Source organism: Nonomuraea sp. NPDC049152, assembly GCF_040648355.1.
GTDB lineage: Bacteria > Actinomycetota > Actinomycetes > Streptosporangiales > Streptosporangiaceae > Nonomuraea.
In genome coordinates this window covers 155,112-175,095 of sequence record NZ_JBEZDO010000001.1, presented here as the reverse complement: position 1 = coordinate 175,095, position 19,984 = coordinate 155,112, and the positions used below count along the sequence as shown (strand labels likewise).

The window sequence follows — 19,984 nt, the reverse complement described above, 5'->3', positions numbered from 1 at the left end:
CCTTTGCGAACTGCAAACGGGACCATGGGATGATCGCCGCCCCCTGTCAGCCCTCCCTTTGGACATTCAGGCCGAGCGAGCCGAACTGCTCGAACGGGCGGTGGTAGCCCCGCTCGATGTGCTGGACGCCGCGCAGCCTTGAGGTCCCGTCGGCCACCGCGGCGGCCAGCACCGCGGAGAACCCGGCCCTGATGTCGGGCAGCATCACGTCGGCGCCGTTCAACTTGGACACCCCGCGCACCACGGCCGAATGCTTGGCGTTGCTGTCGTGGTAGCGGCAGGCGGGCCCGCCGAGGCACTGGTCGAAGACCTCTATCTCGCAGCCCATCTGCTGCAGCGCGGGAACGTAGACCAGGCGGTTCTCGAAGACCGTCTCGTGCAGCACCGACATGCCCTGGCTCTGGGTGAACAGCACCATCAGCGGCGTCTGCCAGTCGGTCATGAATCCCGGATGGGTGTCGGTCTGCACCGCCGCCGAGCGCAGCCCCTCGGGGGGCGCGGTGGCGCAGATGTAGTCGTCGTTGATGTCGAACTGGGCGCCCATCCTGGCGAGCGTGGTGATCGCGGTGACCAGGCGGTCCTGCGGGCAGCCGTGCACGCGCACCTCGCCCCTGGTGATGAGGCCCGCCGCGAGGTAGGAGAAGGCCTCGATGCGGTCGCCGACCAGCCAGGTCTGCGCGCCGTGCAGCTCGGGCACGCCCTCGATGACGATGCGCCGGTCGGGGGACAGCTCGATCCTGCCGCCCATCCGCTGCAGGAACAGCGCCAGCTCGACGACCTCGGGCTCCATGGCCGCGTTCTTGATCACCGTCTTGCCCTCGGCGAGCACCGCCGACATCAGGATCGTCTCTGTCGCGCCGACGCTGGGGTAGGGGAGTTCGATCCTGGCGCCGCGCAGCCTGGTGGCCTTGGCGTGGATGCCGTCCTCGCCCACCTCGACCTCGGCGCCCATGGAGCGCAGCGCCTCGACGTGGAAGTTGACGGGCCTGCGTCCGATGGGGTCGCCGCCTACCAGTGGCACGAACGCCTCGCCCGCCAGGTGCAGGAGCGGGCCCAGCATGAGGATGGGGATGCGGTTCAGGCCGCTGAAGGCGTGGGGCACGCGGGGCCTGATCTCCTGCCCCTTCGCGATCCTGATCTCCTTGCGCGTGATCTCCACGTGGATGCCGAGCGCTTCGAGCATCGCCGCGGTGATGCCTACCTCGCCGACCTCGGGGGCGTTGTGGATGGAGCTCTCGCCGGTGCCGAGCATGGCCGCCACCATGTGCTTCGACACGCCGTTCTTGGATCCGCGGACCTCCACATCTCCACGTAGCGGACCGGAGGGTTCGATCAGCCAGACCTTGTCTTCAATCACGGCACGAGCCTAGCCGGGGGATACCATCGAGCTGGTTCGGACACACTTGTGAGGGGGAGTGGCCTGGTGGGGCATGTGCGGGCTTTCGCGGTGACCGTTCTCGCGCTGACCGCCCTCGGCGTCCCCGCGGGCCTGGCGTGGTCCCTGCTCGCGCCGCGCGCGCCTTACGCGCTCTCCGGGGGAGAGGTGGTCCTGGCCGACCCCTCGACCCAGGCCCTCATCGCCGCCGACGGGTGGTACGCGGTGGTCACCGGCGGCGTCGCGCTCGTCTGCGCGGCCGTGGCGTGGAATCTGGCCCGGGACAAGCGCCTGGAGGTGCTGCTCGGGCTGGCCGTGGGCGGCGGGATCGCGGCCTTCGTCACGCAGTGGGTCGGCACCACCTTCACACTCGGCGCGGTCACGGTGGAGGCCGCCGCCGCGGGGCCAGGTGTGAAGGTGATCGCGGGCGCGCTCGCACTGACGGCCAAGGGCGTGCTGGTGACCTGGCCCCTGGTCGCGGTCGGGCTGTACGGGACGATGGAGGCCACGGTGGCCTACCGCGAGTCGCAGCTGCGCCGGCCGTACGGGGAGATCGACCGGCTATAGGCCGGGGCGGCGGGTGCCGTACCCGGTGGCCTGCTCGAAGGCGCGCGCCACGCGCAGCACGCGCGCGTCGGCGAACGGACGGCCGACGATCTGCACCCCCACGGGCAGTCCTGTCGTGGTGAAGCCCGCGGGCACCGAGGCCGCGGGGGCGTGCAGGACGCTGATCCAGTAGGCCGAGCGCATCCAGGCGAGGTAGTCCGGCAGCTTCACGCCGTTGATCTCGTCGACGTAGGGCCGTTCGACGGGGAACGGCGGGACCTGACTGACCGGCGCGATCAGCACGTCGTAGGTGTCGAAGAAGGCGGCCATGCGCTGGTAGAGGCCGCTGCGCAGCTTCTCGGCGCGAGCCAGGTCGGCGCCGGTGACCAGGCGGCCCTGCTCGACGTTCCACGCGGTGTTGGCGCCGAGCCTCTCGAGTTCGCCGAAGCTCAGCGCGTAGTACCAGGCGCGGTAGATCCTGAAGGCGTCGTCGGCGTCGGACAGGTCGAGGTCCACCTGCTCCACGCGCGCGCCGAGCCGTTCGAACACCCCGGCGGCCGACGCGGTCACCGCCGCGGTCTCGGGGTCGACGGGCAGCCCGCCGAGATCGGGACTGAAGGCCACCCGCAAATCCTTCACCGAGGTCTCGGGATCGGGAGCGAACGGCTCCTTGATCGCGTACGGCGAGCGGGGATCGAAGCCGGACATCACCGACAGCATCAGCTCCAGGTCCTCGACGGTCCTGGCCATCGGCCCCGAGACGGCCAGCGTGTACCAGGCCGCGGTGTCCGAGACGTCGGGGACGCGGCCCGGCGTCGGGCGCAGGCCGACCACGTTGCAGAAGCTCGCGGGATTGCGCAGCGAGCCGCCCATGTCCGAGCCGTCGGCAAGCGGGACCATCCCTGTGGCCAGCGCCGCCGCCGCGCCCCCGCTGCTGCCGCCTGCCGACCTCGACAGGTCGTAGGGGTTGCGGGTGGCGCCGAACACCTCGTTGACGGTGTGGGAGCCGGTGCCGAACTCGGGCGTGTTGGTCTTGCCCACCGTGATGGCCCCGGCCTTCCTGAGCCGTTCGACCAGCAGGTCGTCCTTGTCGGGGACGTTGTCGGCGAACAGCGGCGAGCCGTACGTGGTCCTGATGTTCGCGGTGTCGACCAGATCCTTGTGCGCCACGGGCACGCCGTGCAGCGGGCCCTTCGGCTCGCCGGCGTCGGCCGCCTTCGCCTCGTCGAGCGCCCGCTCGGCGACCAGGGTCACGATGGCGTTGACGGCGGGATTGACCTGCTCGACGCGTGCCAGGTGGGCTTCGAGCAGCTCGACGGCGCTCACCTCGCGGGCCCTCAGCAGGCGGACCATCTCGGTGGCGGTGAGGTAGTGCAGTTCGGTCACTCTTGCGATCCTGCCGCATGCGCTCGCGGACGGCGATGGCAAGGTTTGCCCAGGCGAGCGGCTTCTAACCGGTTTTGGCGATGGGCGCGGTCGCCGCCCCGGTGAGCTCGACCAGATTCTTCGGCGCGGTCTCGATCTGCAGGCCCCGCTTGCCCGCCGAGAAGTAGATCGTCTCGAAGTCCAGGGCGGAGGCGTCGACCACGGTGGGCAGCCGCTTGCGCTGCCCGAGGGGGCTGATCCCGCCGACGACGTAGCCGGTGACCCGCTCGACCTTCGCCGCGTCGGCCATCGTGGCCCGCTTGCCGCCCAGCGCCGCGGCGAACGCCTTGAGATCGAGCTTTCCCGCCACCGGCACCACCGCCACCGCGAGCCCGCTCTCCACCTCCGCCACGAGCGTCTTGAAGATCCGTTCGTACGGCAGGCCCAGCGCGTCGGCGGCTTCCTCCCCGTAGGCCTGAGCGTTCGCGTCGTGCTCGTAGGGGTGCAGCGTGAAGTCGACCTGTGCCTTGGCCAGCGCGACCGTCGCGGGAGTGCCCTGCCCGCCCTTCTTCGCCTTGCTCACGGTCCCGATCGTAGAGGATCGGCAGGCCATCCATCCCTGGTGAAATGTCACCCAATACCCTGGCTGTCCCGCATTGTGGACAGAACCGGATGACGTGGAGACACTCCGTAGACTGTATGGGTGATTTCCCGTATCGACCTGCGCGGCTCTCTGCCCGAGAACCTGCGCGACGTGCTGCCCCGCGCCGAACTCGACGTCGAGGCCGCCCTGGAGAAGGTGCGGCCCATCTGCGAGGACGTGCGCCATCGCGGGGCGGCAGCCGTGCGCGAGCTGACCGCCAGGTTCGACGGTGTCGAGATCCAGTCCACCCGGGTCCCCGCCGAGGCGATCCAGCGCGCGCTGGACGAGCTCGACCCCAAGGTCAGGGCGGCGCTCGAAGAGGCGATCACGCGGACCAGGAAGGTCCACCGCGACCAGCGGCGCACCGACACCACGACCCAGGTCGTCCGCGGTGGCACGGTCACCGAGCGGTGGGTGCCCGTCGAGCGGGTCGGCCTCTACGTGCCGGGCGGGCGCGCGGTCTACCCCTCCAGCGTGGTCATGAACGTGGTGCCGGCCCAGGAGGCGGGCGTGGAGTCGCTGGCCGTCACCAGCCCCGCGCAGAAGGAGTTCGGCGGGCTGCCGCACCCCACGATCCTGGCCGCCTGCGCGCTGCTCGGCGTGGACGAGGTCTACTCCGTCGGCGGGGCGCAGGCCGTGGCGATGTTCGCCTACGGCACCGAGGAATGCCCCTCCGCGACCATGGTGACGGGCCCTGGCAACATCTGGGTGGCCGCGGCCAAGCGGCTGCTCAAGGGCGTCATCGGCATCGACTCCGAGGCGGGGCCCACCGAGATCGCGATCCTCGCCGACTCCACCGCCGACCCCAGGCACGTGGCCGCCGACCTGATCAGCCAGGCCGAGCACGACGTCATCGCGGCGGCCGTGCTGGTCACCGACAGCGTGGAGCTGGCCGAGGCGGTCGAGAAGGAGCTGCCGGGCCAGGTCGCCGCGACCCGCCACTCCGCGCGGATCGCCGAGGCGCTGTCCGGCAGGCAGTCGGGCATCGTGCTGGTCGACGACCTGGCCGACGGGCTCAGGGTCGTCGACGCCTACGCGGCCGAGCACCTGGAGATCCAGACGGCCGACGCCGCCGAGGTGGCGGCGAAGGTCCGCAACGCGGGCGCGATCTTCGTCGGGCCCTACAGCCCGGTGAGCCTGGGCGACTACCTCGCCGGCTCCAACCACGTGCTGCCCACCGGCGGGTGCGCCTGCCACTCCAGCGGGCTGTCGGTGCAGTCGTTCCTGCGGGGCATCCACGTGATCGACTACACCCGTGAGGCGCTCGCGGACGCGGCCGGGCACACCTGCGTGCTCGCCGACGCCGAGGACCTGCCCGCCCACGGGGCCGCCATCCGCGCCAGGTTCGACTGGGAGATCCCCTCATGAGGCTCGACGACCTGCCGATCCGCGACGACCTGAGAGGCAAGAAGCCGTACGGCGCGCCCCAGCTCGACGTGCCCGTGCAGCTCAACACCAACGAGAACCCCTACCCGCCCTCCCAGGCGCTGGTCGACGACCTCGCCGAGGAGATCAGGCGCGGCGCGGCGGCACTCAACCGCTATCCCGACAGGGACGCGCTCGCCCTGCGCCAGGATCTGGCCGACTACCTCGGCCACGGGCTCACCCGCGACATGGTCTGGGCGGCCAACGGCTCCAACGAGGTGCTCCAGCAGATCCTGCAGGCCTTCGGCGGCCACGACCGCACCGCGATCGGCTTCGAGCCCTCCTACTCCATGCACCCGATCATCACCACGGGCACCAGCACCGAGTGGATCTCCGGCGCGCGCGAGGAGGACTTCTCGCTCGACCCCGACAAGGCGGTAGCCGCCGTCGAGGAGCACCGCCCCGACATCGTGTTCCTGACCTCGCCGAACAACCCGACCGGCACCTCGCTCCCGCTGGAGACCATCGCCAGGGTCGCGCGGGCGGCGCCGGGCATGGTCGTGGTGGACGAAGCCTACGCCGAGTTCGCCCGCACCGGCACGCCCTCGGCGCTGACACTGCTGCCCGAGCACCCGCGTCTGATCGTGACGCGGACCATGTCCAAGGCGTTCGCGATGGCGGGCACCCGGCTTGGCTACCTGGCCGCGCACCCCGCCGTGGTCGAGGCGATGCTGCTGGTGCGCCTGCCGTACCACCTGTCGACGGTGACGCAGGCGACGGCCAGGGTCGCGCTGCGGCACCGCGCCGAACTGCTCGGCACGGTCGACGCGCTCAGGAAGGAGCGCGACGACACCGTGACGTGGCTGCGCGAGCAGGGGTTGACGGTGGCCGATTCGGACGCCAACTTCGTGTTGTTCGGCCGGTTCGGCGACCGGCGCAAGGTCTGGGAGGGGCTGCTCCAGCGGGGCGTCCTGATCCGTGAGGTCGGGCCGCCCGAGTGGCTGCGGGTGTCGATCGGCACCGGCGAGGAAATGACGGCATTCCGTGCTGCCCTGGAGGGGGTCCTGTGAGCGAGCGCAGTGAGCGAACCAATGGACACAGTTCGTCTACGAGGGTGGCCGACGAAGGAGGCCACACTCGAAGCGGTCGCGTCGAGCGCACCACGAAGGAGACGTCGGTCCTGGTCGAGGTGAACCTCGACGGCACCGGCGTCGTCGACGTCGCCACCGGGGTCGGGTTCTACGACCACATGCTGGCCCAGCTGGGCAAGCACGGTCTGTTCGACCTGACCGTCAAGACCGAGGGCGACCTGCACATCGACTCCCACCACACCATCGAGGACACCGCGCTGGCGCTGGGCGCCGCCTTTCGCGAGGCGCTGGGCGACAAGTCCGGCATCAGGCGGTACGGCAACGCGTCGTGCCCCCTGGACGAGGCGCTCGCCGAGGTGACCGTCGACCTGTCGGGGCGGCCCTACCTGGTGCACGCCGAGCCCGACGGCATGGCGCCGATGATCGGCCCCGAGTACGACACGACGATGACCAGGCACATCCTCGAGTCGTTCGTGGCGCAGGCGGCGATCTGCCTGCACGTGCGCGTGCCGTACGGACGCAACGCCCACCACATCGTCGAGGCCCAGTTCAAGGCGCTGGCCAGGGCGCTGCGGGAGGCCAGCGAGCTCGACCCCCGCGCGACAGGGGTCCCGAGCACCAAGGGCGTGCTGTGAGCGACAACTGGACGGCGATCGTGATGGTCTTCATCGGCCTGTTCCTGGTCGGCGGCGTGGTGTCGCTGATCAAGCAGGGTTTGAAGATCGGCGCGGTCGTGTGCGGAGTCGGCGCCGCCATGGCGCTGCTCGCGGGGGTGTTGTGGTGGTGAACAAGAACGTCGTCATCCTCGACTACGGTTCGGGCAACCTGCGTTCGGCCGAGAGGGCGCTGGCCAGGACCGGCGCCCAGGTGACGGTCACGGCCGACTACGACGCAGCCATGGACGCCGACGGTCTCGTCGTGCCGGGCGTGGGCGCCTTCGCGGCCTGCATGTCCGGGCTCAAGAGCGTCATCGGCGAAAGGATCATCGGCCGCCGCCTGTCGGCCGGCCGGCCCGTGCTGGGCATCTGCGTCGGCATGCAGATCCTGTTCGAGCGCGGCGTGGAGCACGGCGTGGAGACCGAGGGCTGCGGCGAGTGGCCCGGCACGGTCGAGCGCCTGGAGGCCCCTGTGCTGCCGCACATGGGCTGGAACACCGTCAAGGCCCCCACCGACAGCGTGCTGTTCGCCGGTCTCGACGCCGACACCCGCTTCTACTTCGTCCACTCCTACGGCGTGCGCGAGTGGGAGCTGCAGCCGGGCCCCGGCTTCACCCCGCCGCTGGTCACGTGGGCCGAGCACGGCGTGCCGTTCGTGGCCGCGGTGGAGAACGGCTCGCTGATGGCCACCCAGTTCCACCCGGAGAAGTCGGGTGACGCGGGAGCGGCCCTGCTGACGAACTGGGTCGGCACGCTGTGAACGGGCCGCCGCCCACCGGACGGCCCGAGGAAGCCCCGTGAGCAAGGAACGGGCGCGGCGCCGGGCGGCCCGAGAGGCCGAGCGGGAGCGCGCGGCCCAGCTGAACGCCGTACGGATGGCCCGCAGGTCGCGCAGGAGAGCGCTGGCCGGCAGGCTCGTCCCTCGCCCCGTCCGCTTCGCCAGGCAGGGCGGGCTGATCGCCCGCCGCCAGCGGGCGCAGAACGGCGTCATCGCCCTGCTCTTCCTCGTCGTCCAGCTGCTGGCCTGGCTGCTGTGGTCGTCGTGGCAGGTCAGCCTGGCCGTGTTCGTGCTCTCCCTGCTGTTCGTCCCTGTGATCGTCACGCTCGCCTTTGACCGGAGGACCTGAAGACCATGTCGTTCGTACTGCTGCCCGCCGTGGACGTCGTCGACGGCCAGGCCGTACGCCTCGTACAGGGAGAGGCCGGCACAGAGACCGGCTACGGCGACCCGCTGACCGCGGCGCTGGCCTGGCAGGAGGCGGGTGCCGAGTGGATCCACCTGGTCGACCTGGACGCGGCCTTCGGCCGCGGCTCCAACAGGGAACTGCTCGCCGACGTGGTCGGCAAGCTGGACATCCACGTCGAGCTGACCGGCGGGATCCGCGACGACGCCTCGCTGGAGGCGGCGCTGTCCACCGGCTGCCGCAGGGTGAACATCGGCACCGCGGCCCTGGAGAATCCGGCCTGGTGCCGGAGGATTATCGCCGAGTATGGTGACAAGATCGCAGTTGGTCTTGACGTGCGGGGCACCACGCTCGCCGCGCGCGGCTGGACCGAGGCGGGTGGCGATCTCTGGGAGGTGCTCGACCGGCTCGAAGCCGACGGCTGCCCGCGCTACGTGGTAACGGACGTGACCAAGGACGGAACACTGCGCGGCCCGAACCTGGACCTGCTGCGCCAGGTCTGCGATCGAACCGACAAGCCTGTCGTCGCGAGCGGAGGCGTCTCCTCTCTCGACGATCTCATCGCCCTCACCTCTCTCACGCCTCACGGCGTGGAGGGCGCGATCGTGGGCAAGGCACTCTACGCGCAGGCTTTCACGCTGGAAGACGCCTTGGCCGCGGTGCGCGGCTAGGGCCAGAGGGAGGAACGCGTGATGGGCCAGGCAAGCTGCGTGCGCGAGGGGACGAGGATCTTCTCGGGCGGCGTCTGGGAGGACAAGTACGGCTACGCCAGAGCCGTCGTCGCGGGGCCGAGGGTCGTGGTCTCCGGATGCACGGCCACGGTCGACGGCCAGGTGCAGCACGAGGGCGACGCCTACCTGCAGGCCATGACGGCCTTCGACATCGCCCTCGACGCGGTCCAGGCGGCTGGCCTGACCAGGGAGGACGTGGTCATGGTGCGCTACTACGTGGTGGACGACCGCCACTACGACGCGGTCGGCACGGCGCTGTCGGAGGTGCTCGGGCACGTCAGGCCCGCGTGCACGGGCGTTCGGGTGGCGGGCCTGATCGACAAGCGGATGCTGGTAGAGATCGAGATCGAGGCGTTTCGGGCATGACAGTCGCGGTTCGAGTCATCCCGTGTCTGGACGTGGACGCGGGACGCGTGGTCAAGGGCGTCAACTTCGAGAACCTCCGCGACGCGGGGGATCCGGTGGAGCTGGCCCGCCGCTACGACGAGGAGGGCGCCGACGAGCTGACCTTCCTCGACATCACCGCCTCCTCGGGGGAGCGAGAGACGATGTTCGACGTGGTCCGCAGGACCGCCGAGCAGGTCTTCATCCCGCTCACCGTGGGCGGCGGCGTCCGTTCGGTCGACGACGTGAACAGGCTGCTGCGCGCGGGGGCGGACAAGGTGTCGCTCAACACCGCGGCCATCGCCCGGCCCGAGCTGCTGACCGAGGCCTCCAGGCGGTTCGGCGCCCAGTGCGTGGTGCTGTCGCTCGACGCCCGCAGGGCGCCCGGCACGCCATCGGGCTTCGAGGTCACCACGCACGGCGGGCGGCGCGGCACCGGCATCGACGCCGTCGAGTGGGCGGCTCGCGGCGAGGAGCTGGGCGTGGGCGAGATCCTGCTCAACTCCATGGACGGTGACGGCACCCTCGACGGCTACGACCTGGAGATGCTGCGCGCGGTGCGGGCCGCGGTCAGGGTGCCGGTGATCGCCAGCGGCGGCGCCGGGCGCCTGGAGGACTTCCCTCCCGCCGTCGCCGCCGGCGCCGACGCGGTTCTCGCCGCGTCGGTGTTCCACTTCGGCACGCTGAAGATCTCCGAGGTCAAGGACGCTCTTCGCACCGCGGGCCACCCGGTCAGGTAGCGGCGCCGACGTTCCTGAGAGGCCCGCCTCAGAAGACGCGCATGTGGTGGGACACCTCGAAGCCGGCGTCACGCTCCTTGAACGCGGTCGCCTCCGAGCGCTTCACCGCCAGGTAGGCGCCGGCGCGCAGCGGTCCGAGCGCCGCCATGAGCAGCGGGTCGGCCTCCAGGGCGTCGAGCGCCTCGTCGAGGGAGGCGGGCAGGCGCGGATAGGTCCCTGGCCGGGTGTCGGGGTCGACGAGCACGGGATCTCCGGGATCGAGCTCCCTCCTGATCCCGTCGAGGCCCGCGTGGATCACCGCGCCCAGCGACAGGTAGGGGTTGGCCGAGGAGTCCGAGGGCTTGAGCTCCAGGTTGGCCGAGCCCTGCTCGCCGACGGGGGAGCAGACGCGCACCGCCGCCTCCCTGTTGTCGGGCCCGTAGACGGCGTAGGCGCTCGACCACATGCGGGGCGCCAGTCGCCGGAAGCTGTTGACGCTGCCGCAGGTCAACGCCGTGAGGGCGGGCAGGTGGGCGAGCAACCCGCCGATGAAGCGGGACATCAGCTCGGGCCGGCCGTCGAACAGGTTGGCGTGCAGCGAGGAGTCCCACAGCGACAGGTGCAGGTGGGCGCCGTTTCCTGCCTGGTCGGCGATGGGCTTGGGGGCCAGGGAGGCCCACATGGCCATGCGCATCGCCACGCCGCGGACCGTCTCGCGGTAGAGGATGTGGTTGTCGGCGGCCCTGAGCGCGGGCGCGTGCCGTATCGACAGCTCCTGCTGGCCGTGGCCGAGCTCGGGGTGGTAGTGCTCGACCCGCAGCCCCTGGGCCTCCAGGGCGCGGACCAGCGTGATCGCGTAGTCGTGGGCCAGATCGAAGCCCGTGGTGGCATAGCAGAGGCTGTCGTCGAGCGGCACCAGCCGGTCGGGACCGCCCGCGGGGTCCGGCAGCCGGCGGCCGAGGGTGAACTCGGGCTCGAAGGCCGCCACGAGCGCGTAGCCCTCGCTGTCCAGCTCGGCGACCGCCTCCTTGAGGAAGGTGCGCGGGCAGGCCCCCCACGGCGTGCCGTCCAACTGCACCAGGTCGGAGACCATGGCGGCGGCGCCGGGAGAGTAGGGGAGGGGAACGAATGTCGACGGGTCCGGCATGATCCGGACTTCGCCGACGGGCCCGAACTGCTCGACCTCCTGCAACTGGTCGAGCATGTTCATCGCCATCATGGCCACCGTATGCCCGATGCCGGAGGCGAGCCGCTCACCCAGCCGGGTGCGGGACGCCGCCTTGCCGCGGATCACCCCACCGTGGTCGGCATAGAGGAACCGGACGAGCTCGATGCCCTCGATCTCGGCCCGCTCGATGACGCTTCGGCGATCTCTCATTGATCGACTCTACGCTCTTCGATGTCAGGTCGGTGGCAACACGCACGACCCGCTACCAGGGCGGATCGTTGAGTCTGTCAGGTCACGACGTTGGTAAAGAAAACGGCCAGTTGGTTGGCTCCGTTCACGATGCCGTCGAAAACACTGTTGACCGCCGCCGCCGCGTTTCGCGGCTGGGTGAACAGGTAGAAGACGACGAAGGCCACGGCGAGATACGTGACGACCTTCTTGACCTGCATGGGGGGCCTCCTGCAGTCCATTCCCAGCCGTATATACCCGGATCTGGGCGATCACTGGCATCTTCTATGAAGATGTTCTTGATCATAACCGGGGGGCGTCTTTACCTGGCCATCGTACGGCCATCGGCCCGAGTTGGCGCGGGGACTCGCGATCGGATCGGGAAATCCACCGGTGGCCTCGCGGACGGGATCGGCCTCGCCGGACTCGCGGCCCTGGTCGCCGAGGCTCCCCGCTCTGCTGTGTGGGTTGAATCACCGTGATCGAGTCCCGCCTGCGTCGCGGAGCCTCCCGGCGAGCCGTCACATGCCCAGCGGGGCGTGGGTGAGGCGGGCAATGGCGTCGGGGTCGCCGGTCAGGTCGACCCTCGCGTGCTCCTGCCGTCCGAAGCAGAACAGCAGCAGCTCGCTAGCCTTCCCCGTGACCTCCACCTTGACGCCGTCCTTCGCCCCGCCGATGGCCACCCCGCCGCCGAGCCGGTGCAGGATGACGCCGACCGGCGACCTGCGCAGCATGAGCGTGGCCCCCATGTCGAGCCGCCGCCACAGCAGCCGCTCCAGGTCGTCGGGCAGCTCGCGCGGCTCCCATGACGGCTGGGCGCGGCGCACGTCCTCGTGGTGGACGAAGTACTCCAGCGTGTTGACCGCCTCGTCGAGCGGGGGCAGCAGGCCGTACACGCCGCCCGGCCTGCGCGCGAGGGCGACCAGCTCGGGGAAGGGATGCTTGGCCTTGAGCCCCTCCTGGACGGAGGCTGTGTAGCCGGCCAGCGGCTTGAGCGCGATGCCCGGACTGGCGTCGATCCTGCGCTCGCGCAGCACGAGGTGGGCGGCCAGGTCGTAGGTGTTCCAGCCCGTGCACAGCGTCGGCGCGTCGGGGCCGAGGGTGTCGAACAGGTCGCACAGAGCGGAGCGTTCGCCGCGGGCGTGAGTCACCAGACGATTCTACTGGGGCATGGGAATAACCAGATGATCGACCATGATAGTGACTTAAGTACAAATTTCCCCGTTGAAAGGACTTTCCGCGAGTGGCGACCAAGGTCACCTCAGCCGTGATGCGTCAAGGGCTCCGTGTTCTCGGGGTGGCCATCCGCACGGAGAAGACGGTGTTCGCGGCCGCCGTCATCAGCAGCGGCCTGTACGGCGGCATGACCGTCGCCTCGGCCTGGGCACTGGGCTGGGCGACGGAGAACGCCGTGCTGCCGGCCTTCGCCAAGGGCGAGATCGGCGCGGGCGCGCTGTGGATCTCGGTCCTTCTCCTCATGGGCACCGCGCTGCTCAAGGCGATCGGCGTGGCCGGCAGGCGCATCCTGGCCGGCGTCCTGCAGTACCGCATGCAGGCCAGGTCGCGCAGGGACGTCACCAAGCAGTACCTGCGCCTGCCGCTGGCCTGGCACCACCAGCACCCCACGGGGCAGCTGCTGTCCAACGCCAGCGCCGACGCCGAGGCCGCGTGGGCTCCGCTCGCGCCGCTGCCCATGGCGGTCGGTGTGATCGTCATGCTGGTCACGGCGGCGGTCGCGATGGTGCTCACCGATCCCGTGCTCGCCCTCGTCGGCTTCCTGATCTTCCCGGCCATCGCCGTGCTGAACCTGGTCTACCAGCGCAGGCTCAGCCCGCTGGCCACCCACGCCCAGCAACTGCGGGCCGAGGTCAGCGAGATCGCCCACGAGAGCTTCGACGGCGCGCTGGTCGTCAAGACCCTCGGCCGCGAGGACCTGGAGACCGAGCGGTTCGAACGCCGCGCCCACGAGCTGCGCGACGCCAACATCGCCGTTGGCAGGGTCCGCGGCCTGTTCGACCCGATGCTGGAGGCGCTGCCGACGCTCGGCGTGCTGATCGTGCTGATGGTCGGCGCGGTGCGGCTGTCGGGCGGGTCCATCAACTCGGGCGAGCTGGTCCAGGTCGCCTACCTGTTCACGTTGCTCTCCTTCCCCATCCGCGCGCTCGGCTGGGTGCTGGCCGAGCTGCCCCGCAGCGTCGTCGGCTGGCAGCGGGTGCAGGCGGTGCTCGACGCGACAGGCTCCATGGACTACGGCCAGACCCGGGTGCCGGGCTCGGCGCCCGCGGGGCTCCAGGTCTCGGGCCTGTCGTACGCCTACGGCACGGCCGAGGTCCTGCACGATGTCACCTTCGACGTTCCGGCCGGCCGTACCGTCGCGCTGGTCGGGCCCACGGGCTCGGGCAAGTCCACGCTGGTGCAGACGCTCGTGCGCCTGGTCGACCCCGACAAGGGCGAGGTGCGACTGGACGGCGTCGACCTTCGTGAAATCGCTTACGGCGGCATCGCCGACGCTGTCGCGCTGGTGCCGCAGCAGACGTTCCTGTTCGACGACAGCGTGCGCGGCAACATCGCGCTCGGCCTCGACTTCCCCGACGAGGACGTCTGGGCCGCGCTGCGCCTGGCCCAGGCCGACGGCTTCGTCGCCAAGCTGCCCTCGGCGCTCGACACCAAGGTCGGCGAGCGCGGCACCACCCTGTCGGGCGGCCAGCGGCAGCGCATCGCGCTGGCCCGCGCGGTCGTCCGCCGCCCGCGCCTGCTGATCCTCGACGACGCGACATCCAGCGTGGACCCGCAGGTCGAGGCCAAGATCCTTTACGGCCTGCGCGACCTGAACGCGGCCGCGGCAGGCGAGCAGAGCGAAGCCGCGACCGTCGTGGTCGTCGCCTACCGGATGGCCACGATCGCCCTGGCCGACGAGGTGGTCTACCTCGACCACGGCAGCGTCGTCGACCGCGGCACCCACGAGGAACTGCTCGATCGCTGCCTGGGCTACCGGAACCTGGTCACCGCCTACGAGCGCGAAGAGGCCGAGAGGGCCGCGATCGTCGCGGACGAGGAAGAGGAAGAGGTCGTGGCATGAGCGTCGCTTTCCAGGACTCGGGGCGGTCGGCGCTCGCCACCGTGCGGCACGGGCTCTCGCTCACGCCCGAGTTCCGCAAGGGACTGGCAGGCACGCTCGCCCTCGCCGTGGTCGCCACGATCGGCAAGATCATCGTGCCGATCGCCGTCCAGCAGACCATCGACACGGGGCTCAAGAGCGGCAAGCCCGACATCTCCTACATCTCCATGGCGGTGCTGCTGTGCGCGGCGGCGGTCGTCATCACCGCCCTGTGCGGCTACGTGATGAACGTCCGCCTCTACAAGGCCACCGAGGCTTCCCTCGCCACGCTCAGGGTCCGCGGCTTCAGGCACGTCCACGACCTGTCCGTGCTCACCCAGAACTCCGAGCGCCGCGGCGCGCTGGTCTCCCGCGTCACCAACGACATCGACCAGATCAGCAACTTCATGCAGTGGGGCGGGCTGATGATCATCGTGGCGTTCGGCCAGCTGCTGGTCGCCACGGCGTTGATGTTCGTCTACTCGTGGCAGCTCACCTTGCTGGTGTGGGTCTGCTTCATCCCGCTGATGATCGCCCTTCCGCGCTTCCAGCGTTGGCTGTCGACCGCCTACACCACCGTCCGCGAGCGCACCGGCGACATGCTGGCCGCCGTCAGCGAGTCGGTCGTCGGCGCGGCCGTCATCCGCGCCTACGGCTCCGAGCGCCGCACCTCCGACCGCATCGACACCGCGATCAACGCCAACAGGAGCGCGCAGGTCCGCGCCCAGAAGATCGTCGGCCTCGTCTTCCCGCTCACCGAGATCGTCGCGGCCGCGGCCATCGCGGGGATCGTCCTGCTCGGCGTCAGGCTCGGCATCTCGGGCGACATCAGCGCGGGCAAGCTGGTCGCCTTCCTGTTCCTCGTCACGCTGTTCGTCTCGCCGCTGCAGATCGCCACCGAGGTGCTGAACGAGGCGCAGAACGCGGTCGCGGGCTGGCGGCGCGTCCTCGGAGTGCTCGACACCCCGCCTGACGTCGCCGACCCCGGCGCCGAGGGCGTCACCCTGCCCCGCGGGCCCATCTCCGTCACCTTCGAGGACGTGCACTTCGCCTACCCCGGCGGCGCGCCCGTCCTGCACGAGCTGTCGGTCTCCATCCCCCCGCGCACCCGCATCGCGGTCGTCGGCGAGACGGGTTCGGGCAAGACCACCTTCGCCAAGCTGCTCACCCGGCTGATGGACCCGGTCGACGGGCGCGTCACCGTCGACGGCCACGACCTGCGCGACGTGCGCTTCTCCTCGCTGCGCGAGCGGATCGTCATGGTGCCGCAGGACGGCTTCCTGTTCGACGGCACGCTCGCCGAGAACATCCGCTTCGGCAGGCCGCACGCCACCGACGAGGAGATCTCGCTGGCGATGACCGAGCTGGGCCTCGCCGACTGGCTCGAGGGCCTGCCCAAGGGCCTGGCCACGCCGGTGGGCCAGCGAGGGGAGTCGCTGTCGGCCGGTGAGCGCCAGCTCGTCGCCCTCGCCCGCGCCTACCTGGCCGACCCCGACCTGCTGCTGCTCGACGAGGCCACCTCCGCCGTCGACCCCGCCACCGAGGTACGGCTCGCGCGGGCGCTGGAGGGGGTCACGAGGGGAAGGACCGCGATCTCGATCGCCCATCGGCTGTCGACGGCGGAGAACGCCGACGAGGTCTTCGTCTTCGACGCAGGACGGCTCGTCCAGCGCGGCGCGCACGCCGACCTGGTCGAGGAGCCAGGCGTCTACGCCGAGCTCCACGCCTCGTGGGTCTCCGCCGCCCACTCCTGAATCGGTCCGACCGCGTGACCCCGCCTCCGATCACCCGGACGGTGGGGTTCGCGGGGTCGTGATCGGGACGGCAGGCATGAGGCCGTGGAAACGGCCCGACCTTAAAGCCCACAACGGGCTTCCTTCCCGCCCATTGACGCACTCTGTCGCGGAAAAATCACCGATAGTAACCAAGGCGCGGTAGCGTCGCCTTGGCGCGGGAGGGTGCATATGGCTGGTGTGCTCGAGATGACTCAGCGGCGACACGGCACTCACCTGGTCGTCCGCCTCCACGGAGAGATCGACTTCGACAACGTGGCCCAGGTGGCCGCCTTCCTGCGGGCCGCGGTGACCGCCTACGGGCCCCGGCTGGTCGTCGACGTCACCGGCGTGGCCTTCACCGACACCACGGGCCTCGGGCTGCTGGTCAGGCTGGTGGCCGAGCTCTACGACGAAGGGGGTGACCTGGCCCTCGTCGCCTCGGCGGGGTGCCCGGCGCTGCGCAAGCTCGGCAGGATGAACCTCACGGATCTGTTCAGGGTCTTCGACTCGGTCCCAGCAGCGGCATCGCTTCCCCTGACTGGTTGAATGGCCGCATGTCCCTCGACCCGAAGGTCGCCTCGCGACTCAAGCGCACTCCTGACGGGCTGGTGCCCGCCATCGTCCAGCAGTACGACACCGGCGAGGTCCTCATGCTCGCCTGGATGGACGACGAGGCGCTGCATCGCACGCTGACCACGGGCAGGGCCACCTACTGGTCGCGCAGCCGCTCCGCCTACTGGGTCAAGGGCGACACCTCGGGCCACGTCCAGCACGTCAAGTCCGTGGCGCTCGACTGCGACGGCGACACCGTCCTGCTCAAGGTCGACCAGGTGGGCGCCGCCTGCCACACCGGCGACCGCACCTGCTTCGACGCCGACCAGCTGCCCCTGTCGTGAAACGCGAGCTGGGCGGCTGGCTGCTGCTGTGCGCGCTGGGCGTGGGCCTGTCGTCGCTGGCCGCGGGCCGCGTCTGGACCTCTGTCAGGTACGGCGCCGCCGCGCCCGTCGAGCTGGCGGGCGGCGAGCTGGCGCCGGCCGTACAGCCGCTTGCCCTGGCCGCGCTGGCGGCGGTGGTGGCGTTGTTCGCGACCAGGGGCGTGTGGCGCAGGATCGTCGGCGGCGTGCTGGCGCTGTGCGGGGCCGGCATCGCGCTGCTGTCGTGGCAGGGCGTCGCGGACTCGGCCGCGCGGGAGCTGGCCGCCCGGCGCAACCCCGTCGGGGCGGCGACCCAGAGCGTCACGGCGATCGCGCACACCGTCTGGCCGTACCTGGCGGCGGCGGGCGGGGCGCTGCTGATCGCGGGCGGCGTGCTCGCCGTACTGCGCGCCACCGGGTGGGCGGGCATGTCGGGCCGCTACGATCGCCCGGGATCGGCCGCGGGCCCACGCGACGACAAGTCGCTGTGGGAAGCGATCGACAGGGGAGACGACCCGACCGAGGAGCGCTGATGACCGCCAGGCACGACCACGGCAACACCCCCGCCGCGTGGACCGCGGTGACGATCATCCTGATCGGATCGTTCGCGGGAGGGCTCGGCCTGGTACTGGGCTCGGGACTAGGCTTCTATGGAGGGCTCGGCCTGATGGCAGGGGGTGCCGCGATCGGCAAGGTCATGCAGATGGTGGGGCTCGGCAAGCAGCACGCCTGACCACAGGGTTACAAATGGCCCACAATGCGGCCGCTTCCCCACGTGGAAGACAGCTTCTCGCTAAGCTCTGCGGGCAATTCGCTATTCATGAGGAGTCGTCGGTATGAGCTACGGAAACCAGGGCGGTAGCGGGGGCTACGGCGAACAGCCGCCCGGGGGTGGTTACGGCCCTCCGGCTGGTGGTCAGGGCTCCGGCGGTTACGGTCCGCCGCCAGGCGGTCAGGGTTCGGGCGGTTACGGCGCCGGCCAGGGTTCGGGTGGTTATGGATCGGGTGGCTACGGCTCGCAGCCTCCCGGCGGCTACCCGCCTCCTCCCGGTGGTGGCTACGACCCCTATGGCGGCTACGGCGCTCCGCAGCCGAACAAGACCAACGGCATGGCGATCGCCGCCCTCATCAGCGGCATCGTGGGCCTGGTGACCTGCGGTGTGGCCTCCATCGTCGGCGCGATCCTCGGCCACATCTCCCTCGGTCAGATCAAGAAGACCGGCGAGGAGGGCAGGGGCATGGCCCTGGCGGGCCTGATCCTGTCCTACGTCGGCCTCGCGGGCTGGGTGATCTTCCTGGTCATCTGGATCGGCTTCCTCGGCTACGCGGCCAGTGTGAGCTCGTCCTACTAGGTATCGTTGGCAGCGTGGTCACCGACACGCGCGGCAGGAAAGCCGTTCTCGCACCGCTGGGCGTCGCCCTCGCGGCGGGGGCGGCTTTCGCCTATGTGGGGGTGGTCGATCCCAACGAGTCGGGCCACTATCCGACCTGTCCGTTCTTAGCGCTCACCGGATGGTACTGCCCGGGTTGCGGCGCGCTGAGGGCCACCCACGCCCTGGCCCACCTCGACCCGGTGGCCGCGCTGAAGCTCAACCCGCTGCTGGTCCTCGCCGTGCCGGTCGTCGCCTATCTCTGGATCAGGTGGCTGGCGGGCGAGTGGCGCGGGCGGCCATGGCGGCCGAGCGCTCCGCGGCCCGCCCTTATCTGGGCGCTCCTGGCGCTCGTCCTGGTCTTCTGGGTCGTCCGCAACCTGCCTTTCGGTGCTTTTCTCGCCCCGTAGCAGGGGGGCTGTGGCGAGGCGAGCCCGGAGCGGCCGATACCATCGCAGGACAAGATGGGGAGCGGACGCCGACGCGAACTCCTCGTCGCCCCCACCACTGTCGACCGGAGGGACCTTGATCGCGTGAACGAGCGGAGCCTGAGCGGGACCGTTCTCGACGACATCCTGGCCGGCGTGCGAGCAGATCTGGCCGAACGGCAGGCGGCGGTGTCGCTCGATGAGCTGAAGGAGCGCGCCAGGCGTGCCCCCGCGCCGAGAGACGCCTACGCGGCGCTCGGCGGCGACAAGGTCTCGGTCATCGCAGAGGTCAAGCGGTCGAGCCCGTCCAAGGGCGCGCTGGCCGCCATCGCCGACCCCGCGGCGCTCGCCGCCGACTACGAAGAGGGCGGCGCCCACGTCATCAGCGTCCTGACCGAGCGGCGCCGCTTCGGCGGCAGCCTGGAGGACCTAGCCGCGGTTCGATCGAGGGTCGACATCCCGATCCTGCGCAAGGACTTCATCGTCACCTCCTACCAGCTGTGGGAGGCGCGTGCCCACGGCGCCGACCTGGCCCTGCTCATGGTGGTCTCGCTGGAGCAGCCGGCGCTCGTCTCGCTGATCGAGCGGGCCGAGTCGATCGGGCTGACCCCTCTCGTCGAGGTCCACACCGAGGAGGAGGTCGAGCGGGCGGTCGCGGCCGGCGCCAGGATCATCGGGGTGAACGCGCGCAACCTCAAGACCCTGGAAGTGGACCGCGACGTCTTCACCAAGCTCGCACCCAAGATTCCCGACGGCATCATCAAGATCGCCGAGTCGGGGGTTCGCGGCCCGCACGACCTGCTAGCGTACGCGCGGGCGGGGGCTGACGCCGTCCTGGTCGGCGAGAGCCTGGTGACCGGCAAGGACCCACGCAAGGCGGTGGAGGCCCTGGTCACGGCTGGAGCCCACCCCGCGACTCGACCCGACCACGGATCAGAGGGATGA

The 19,984-nt window shown here is 70.6% G+C and carries 25 protein-coding genes; 19 read left to right on the top strand and 6 right to left on the bottom strand.

What is annotated here, in order from left to right; all coding sequences use genetic code 11:
• Nucleotides 1-46 precede the first annotated feature (46 nt).
• Nucleotides 47-1,357 carry a UDP-N-acetylglucosamine 1-carboxyvinyltransferase gene (murA, locus tag AB0B45_RS00855; protein ID WP_358123436.1) on the bottom strand — a complete coding sequence of 437 codons (1,311 nt, stop codon included), beginning with the start codon at nt 1,355-1,357 and terminating at the stop codon, nt 47-49.
• A 66-nt stretch (nt 1,358-1,423) separates the two neighbouring features.
• Between murA and AB0B45_RS00850 the strand changes: the two genes are divergently transcribed.
• Complete coding sequence (locus tag AB0B45_RS00850) at nt 1,424-1,942, top strand: hypothetical protein (protein WP_358123434.1); 519 nt, start codon at nt 1,424-1,426, stop codon at nt 1,940-1,942.
• On the opposite strand, the gene AB0B45_RS00845 is transcribed toward AB0B45_RS00850, so the two are convergent.
• Together AB0B45_RS00845 and ybaK are read right to left on the bottom strand one after the other, a co-directional pair.
• Entirely contained in the window at nt 1,937-3,307 is a 1,371-nt protein-coding gene (locus tag AB0B45_RS00845) for an amidase (protein WP_358123432.1), read from the bottom strand. The genes AB0B45_RS00850 and AB0B45_RS00845 overlap by 6 nt on opposite strands.
• Nucleotides 3,308-3,371: 64 nt before the next feature.
• Nucleotides 3,372-3,869, bottom strand: a complete 498-nt coding sequence (gene ybaK, locus AB0B45_RS00840; protein ID WP_358123430.1) for a Cys-tRNA(Pro) deacylase — start codon at nt 3,867-3,869, stop codon at nt 3,372-3,374.
• 120 nt (nt 3,870-3,989) lie between these two features.
• Here ybaK and hisD point away from each other — a divergent pair, with 120 nt between their 5' ends.
• Genes hisD through hisF form a run of 9 tightly spaced genes read left to right on the top strand, consistent with a single transcriptional unit; the run spans nt 3,990 to nt 10,080 of the window.
• Nucleotides 3,990-5,297: a histidinol dehydrogenase gene (hisD, locus tag AB0B45_RS00835; protein WP_358123428.1), complete on the top strand. Its 1,308-nt coding sequence runs from the start codon at nt 3,990-3,992 to the stop codon at nt 5,295-5,297.
• Nucleotides 5,294-6,364, top strand: coding sequence for a histidinol-phosphate transaminase (locus AB0B45_RS00830; RefSeq protein ID WP_358123426.1), 1,071 nt, complete (start codon nt 5,294-5,296; stop codon nt 6,362-6,364). Before hisD ends, AB0B45_RS00830 begins: the two co-directional genes overlap by 4 nt.
• 44 nt (nt 6,365-6,408) lie before the next feature.
• Nucleotides 6,409-7,020 (top strand): imidazoleglycerol-phosphate dehydratase HisB, encoded by a 612-nt coding sequence (hisB, locus tag AB0B45_RS00825; protein ID WP_358123424.1) that lies wholly within the window; start codon nt 6,409-6,411, stop codon nt 7,018-7,020.
• On the top strand, nt 7,017-7,172 hold the full coding sequence (locus AB0B45_RS00820; protein ID WP_358123422.1) for a hypothetical protein: 156 nt from the start codon (nt 7,017-7,019) through the stop codon (nt 7,170-7,172). Before hisB ends, AB0B45_RS00820 begins: the two co-directional genes overlap by 4 nt.
• Nucleotides 7,169-7,801 carry an imidazole glycerol phosphate synthase subunit HisH gene (hisH, locus tag AB0B45_RS00815; protein ID WP_358123420.1) on the top strand — a complete coding sequence of 211 codons (633 nt, stop codon included), beginning with the start codon at nt 7,169-7,171 and terminating at the stop codon, nt 7,799-7,801. The genes AB0B45_RS00820 and hisH overlap by 4 nt, the downstream gene beginning before the upstream one ends.
• Nucleotides 7,802-7,838: 37 nt before the next feature.
• The gene (locus tag AB0B45_RS00810; protein WP_358123418.1) at nt 7,839-8,168 is read left to right on the top strand and encodes a hypothetical protein; all 330 of its coding nucleotides are present in this window, start codon (nt 7,839-7,841) and stop codon (nt 8,166-8,168) included.
• A 5-nt stretch (nt 8,169-8,173) separates the two neighbouring features.
• Nucleotides 8,174-8,896, top strand: a complete 723-nt coding sequence (priA, locus tag AB0B45_RS00805; protein ID WP_358123416.1) for a bifunctional 1-(5-phosphoribosyl)-5-((5-phosphoribosylamino)methylideneamino)imidazole-4-carboxamide isomerase/phosphoribosylanthranilate isomerase PriA — start codon at nt 8,174-8,176, stop codon at nt 8,894-8,896.
• 21 nt (nt 8,897-8,917) lie between these two features.
• A complete protein-coding gene (locus AB0B45_RS00800; protein ID WP_358124691.1) occupies nt 8,918-9,322 on the top strand; it encodes a Rid family hydrolase in 405 nt (134 codons plus the stop codon).
• The gene (gene hisF, locus AB0B45_RS00795; RefSeq protein ID WP_358123413.1) at nt 9,319-10,080 is read left to right on the top strand and encodes an imidazole glycerol phosphate synthase subunit HisF; all 762 of its coding nucleotides are present in this window, start codon (nt 9,319-9,321) and stop codon (nt 10,078-10,080) included. The genes AB0B45_RS00800 and hisF overlap by 4 nt, the downstream gene beginning before the upstream one ends.
• A gap of 28 nt (nt 10,081-10,108) precedes the next feature.
• On the opposite strand, the gene AB0B45_RS00790 is transcribed toward hisF, so the two are convergent.
• The 3 genes from AB0B45_RS00790 to AB0B45_RS00780 all read right to left on the bottom strand — a co-directional run bounded on the left by AB0B45_RS00790 (nt 10,109) and on the right by AB0B45_RS00780 (nt 12,606).
• Nucleotides 10,109-11,437, bottom strand: a complete 1,329-nt coding sequence (locus tag AB0B45_RS00790; RefSeq protein ID WP_358123411.1) for a glutamine synthetase family protein — start codon at nt 11,435-11,437, stop codon at nt 10,109-10,111.
• A gap of 77 nt (nt 11,438-11,514) precedes the next feature.
• The gene (locus AB0B45_RS00785) at nt 11,515-11,676 is read right to left on the bottom strand and encodes a hypothetical protein (RefSeq protein WP_358123409.1); all 162 of its coding nucleotides are present in this window, start codon (nt 11,674-11,676) and stop codon (nt 11,515-11,517) included.
• A gap of 300 nt (nt 11,677-11,976) precedes the next feature.
• On the bottom strand, nt 11,977-12,606 hold the full coding sequence (locus AB0B45_RS00780) for a TIGR03085 family metal-binding protein (RefSeq protein ID WP_358123407.1): 630 nt from the start codon (nt 12,604-12,606) through the stop codon (nt 11,977-11,979).
• 119 nt (nt 12,607-12,725) lie between these two features.
• On the opposite strand from AB0B45_RS00780, the gene AB0B45_RS00775 reads away from it, so the two are divergent.
• The 9 genes from AB0B45_RS00775 to trpC all read left to right on the top strand — a co-directional run bounded on the left by AB0B45_RS00775 (nt 12,726) and on the right by trpC (nt 19,984).
• Nucleotides 12,726-14,534, top strand: a complete 1,809-nt coding sequence (locus AB0B45_RS00775) for an ABC transporter ATP-binding protein (RefSeq protein WP_358124688.1) — start codon at nt 12,726-12,728, stop codon at nt 14,532-14,534.
• Nucleotides 14,531-16,306: an ABC transporter ATP-binding protein gene (locus AB0B45_RS00770; protein ID WP_358123405.1), complete on the top strand. Its 1,776-nt coding sequence runs from the start codon at nt 14,531-14,533 to the stop codon at nt 16,304-16,306. The genes AB0B45_RS00775 and AB0B45_RS00770 overlap by 4 nt, the downstream gene beginning before the upstream one ends.
• Nucleotides 16,307-16,534: 228 nt before the next feature.
• The gene (locus AB0B45_RS00765; protein ID WP_358124685.1) at nt 16,535-16,873 is read left to right on the top strand and encodes an STAS domain-containing protein; all 339 of its coding nucleotides are present in this window, start codon (nt 16,535-16,537) and stop codon (nt 16,871-16,873) included.
• Between the two features lie 8 nt (nt 16,874-16,881).
• Nucleotides 16,882-17,223, top strand: coding sequence for a phosphoribosyl-AMP cyclohydrolase (hisI, locus tag AB0B45_RS00760; RefSeq protein WP_358123403.1), 342 nt, complete (start codon nt 16,882-16,884; stop codon nt 17,221-17,223).
• Nucleotides 17,220-17,774 (top strand): Trp biosynthesis-associated membrane protein, encoded by a 555-nt coding sequence (locus AB0B45_RS00755; protein WP_358123401.1) that lies wholly within the window; start codon nt 17,220-17,222, stop codon nt 17,772-17,774. The genes hisI and AB0B45_RS00755 overlap by 4 nt, the downstream gene beginning before the upstream one ends.
• Nucleotides 17,774-17,974, top strand: coding sequence for an HGxxPAAW family protein (locus tag AB0B45_RS00750; protein WP_358123399.1), 201 nt, complete (start codon nt 17,774-17,776; stop codon nt 17,972-17,974). The genes AB0B45_RS00755 and AB0B45_RS00750 overlap by 1 nt, the downstream gene beginning before the upstream one ends.
• A 103-nt stretch (nt 17,975-18,077) precedes the next feature.
• Nucleotides 18,078-18,593: a DUF4190 domain-containing protein gene (locus tag AB0B45_RS00745; RefSeq protein ID WP_358123397.1), complete on the top strand. Its 516-nt coding sequence runs from the start codon at nt 18,078-18,080 to the stop codon at nt 18,591-18,593.
• A gap of 14 nt (nt 18,594-18,607) precedes the next feature.
• A complete protein-coding gene (locus tag AB0B45_RS00740; RefSeq protein WP_358123395.1) occupies nt 18,608-19,021 on the top strand; it encodes a DUF2752 domain-containing protein in 414 nt (137 codons plus the stop codon).
• Nucleotides 19,022-19,144: 123 nt separating this feature from the next.
• Nucleotides 19,145-19,984, top strand: coding sequence for an indole-3-glycerol phosphate synthase TrpC (gene trpC / locus AB0B45_RS00735; RefSeq protein ID WP_358123393.1), 840 nt, complete (start codon nt 19,145-19,147; stop codon nt 19,982-19,984).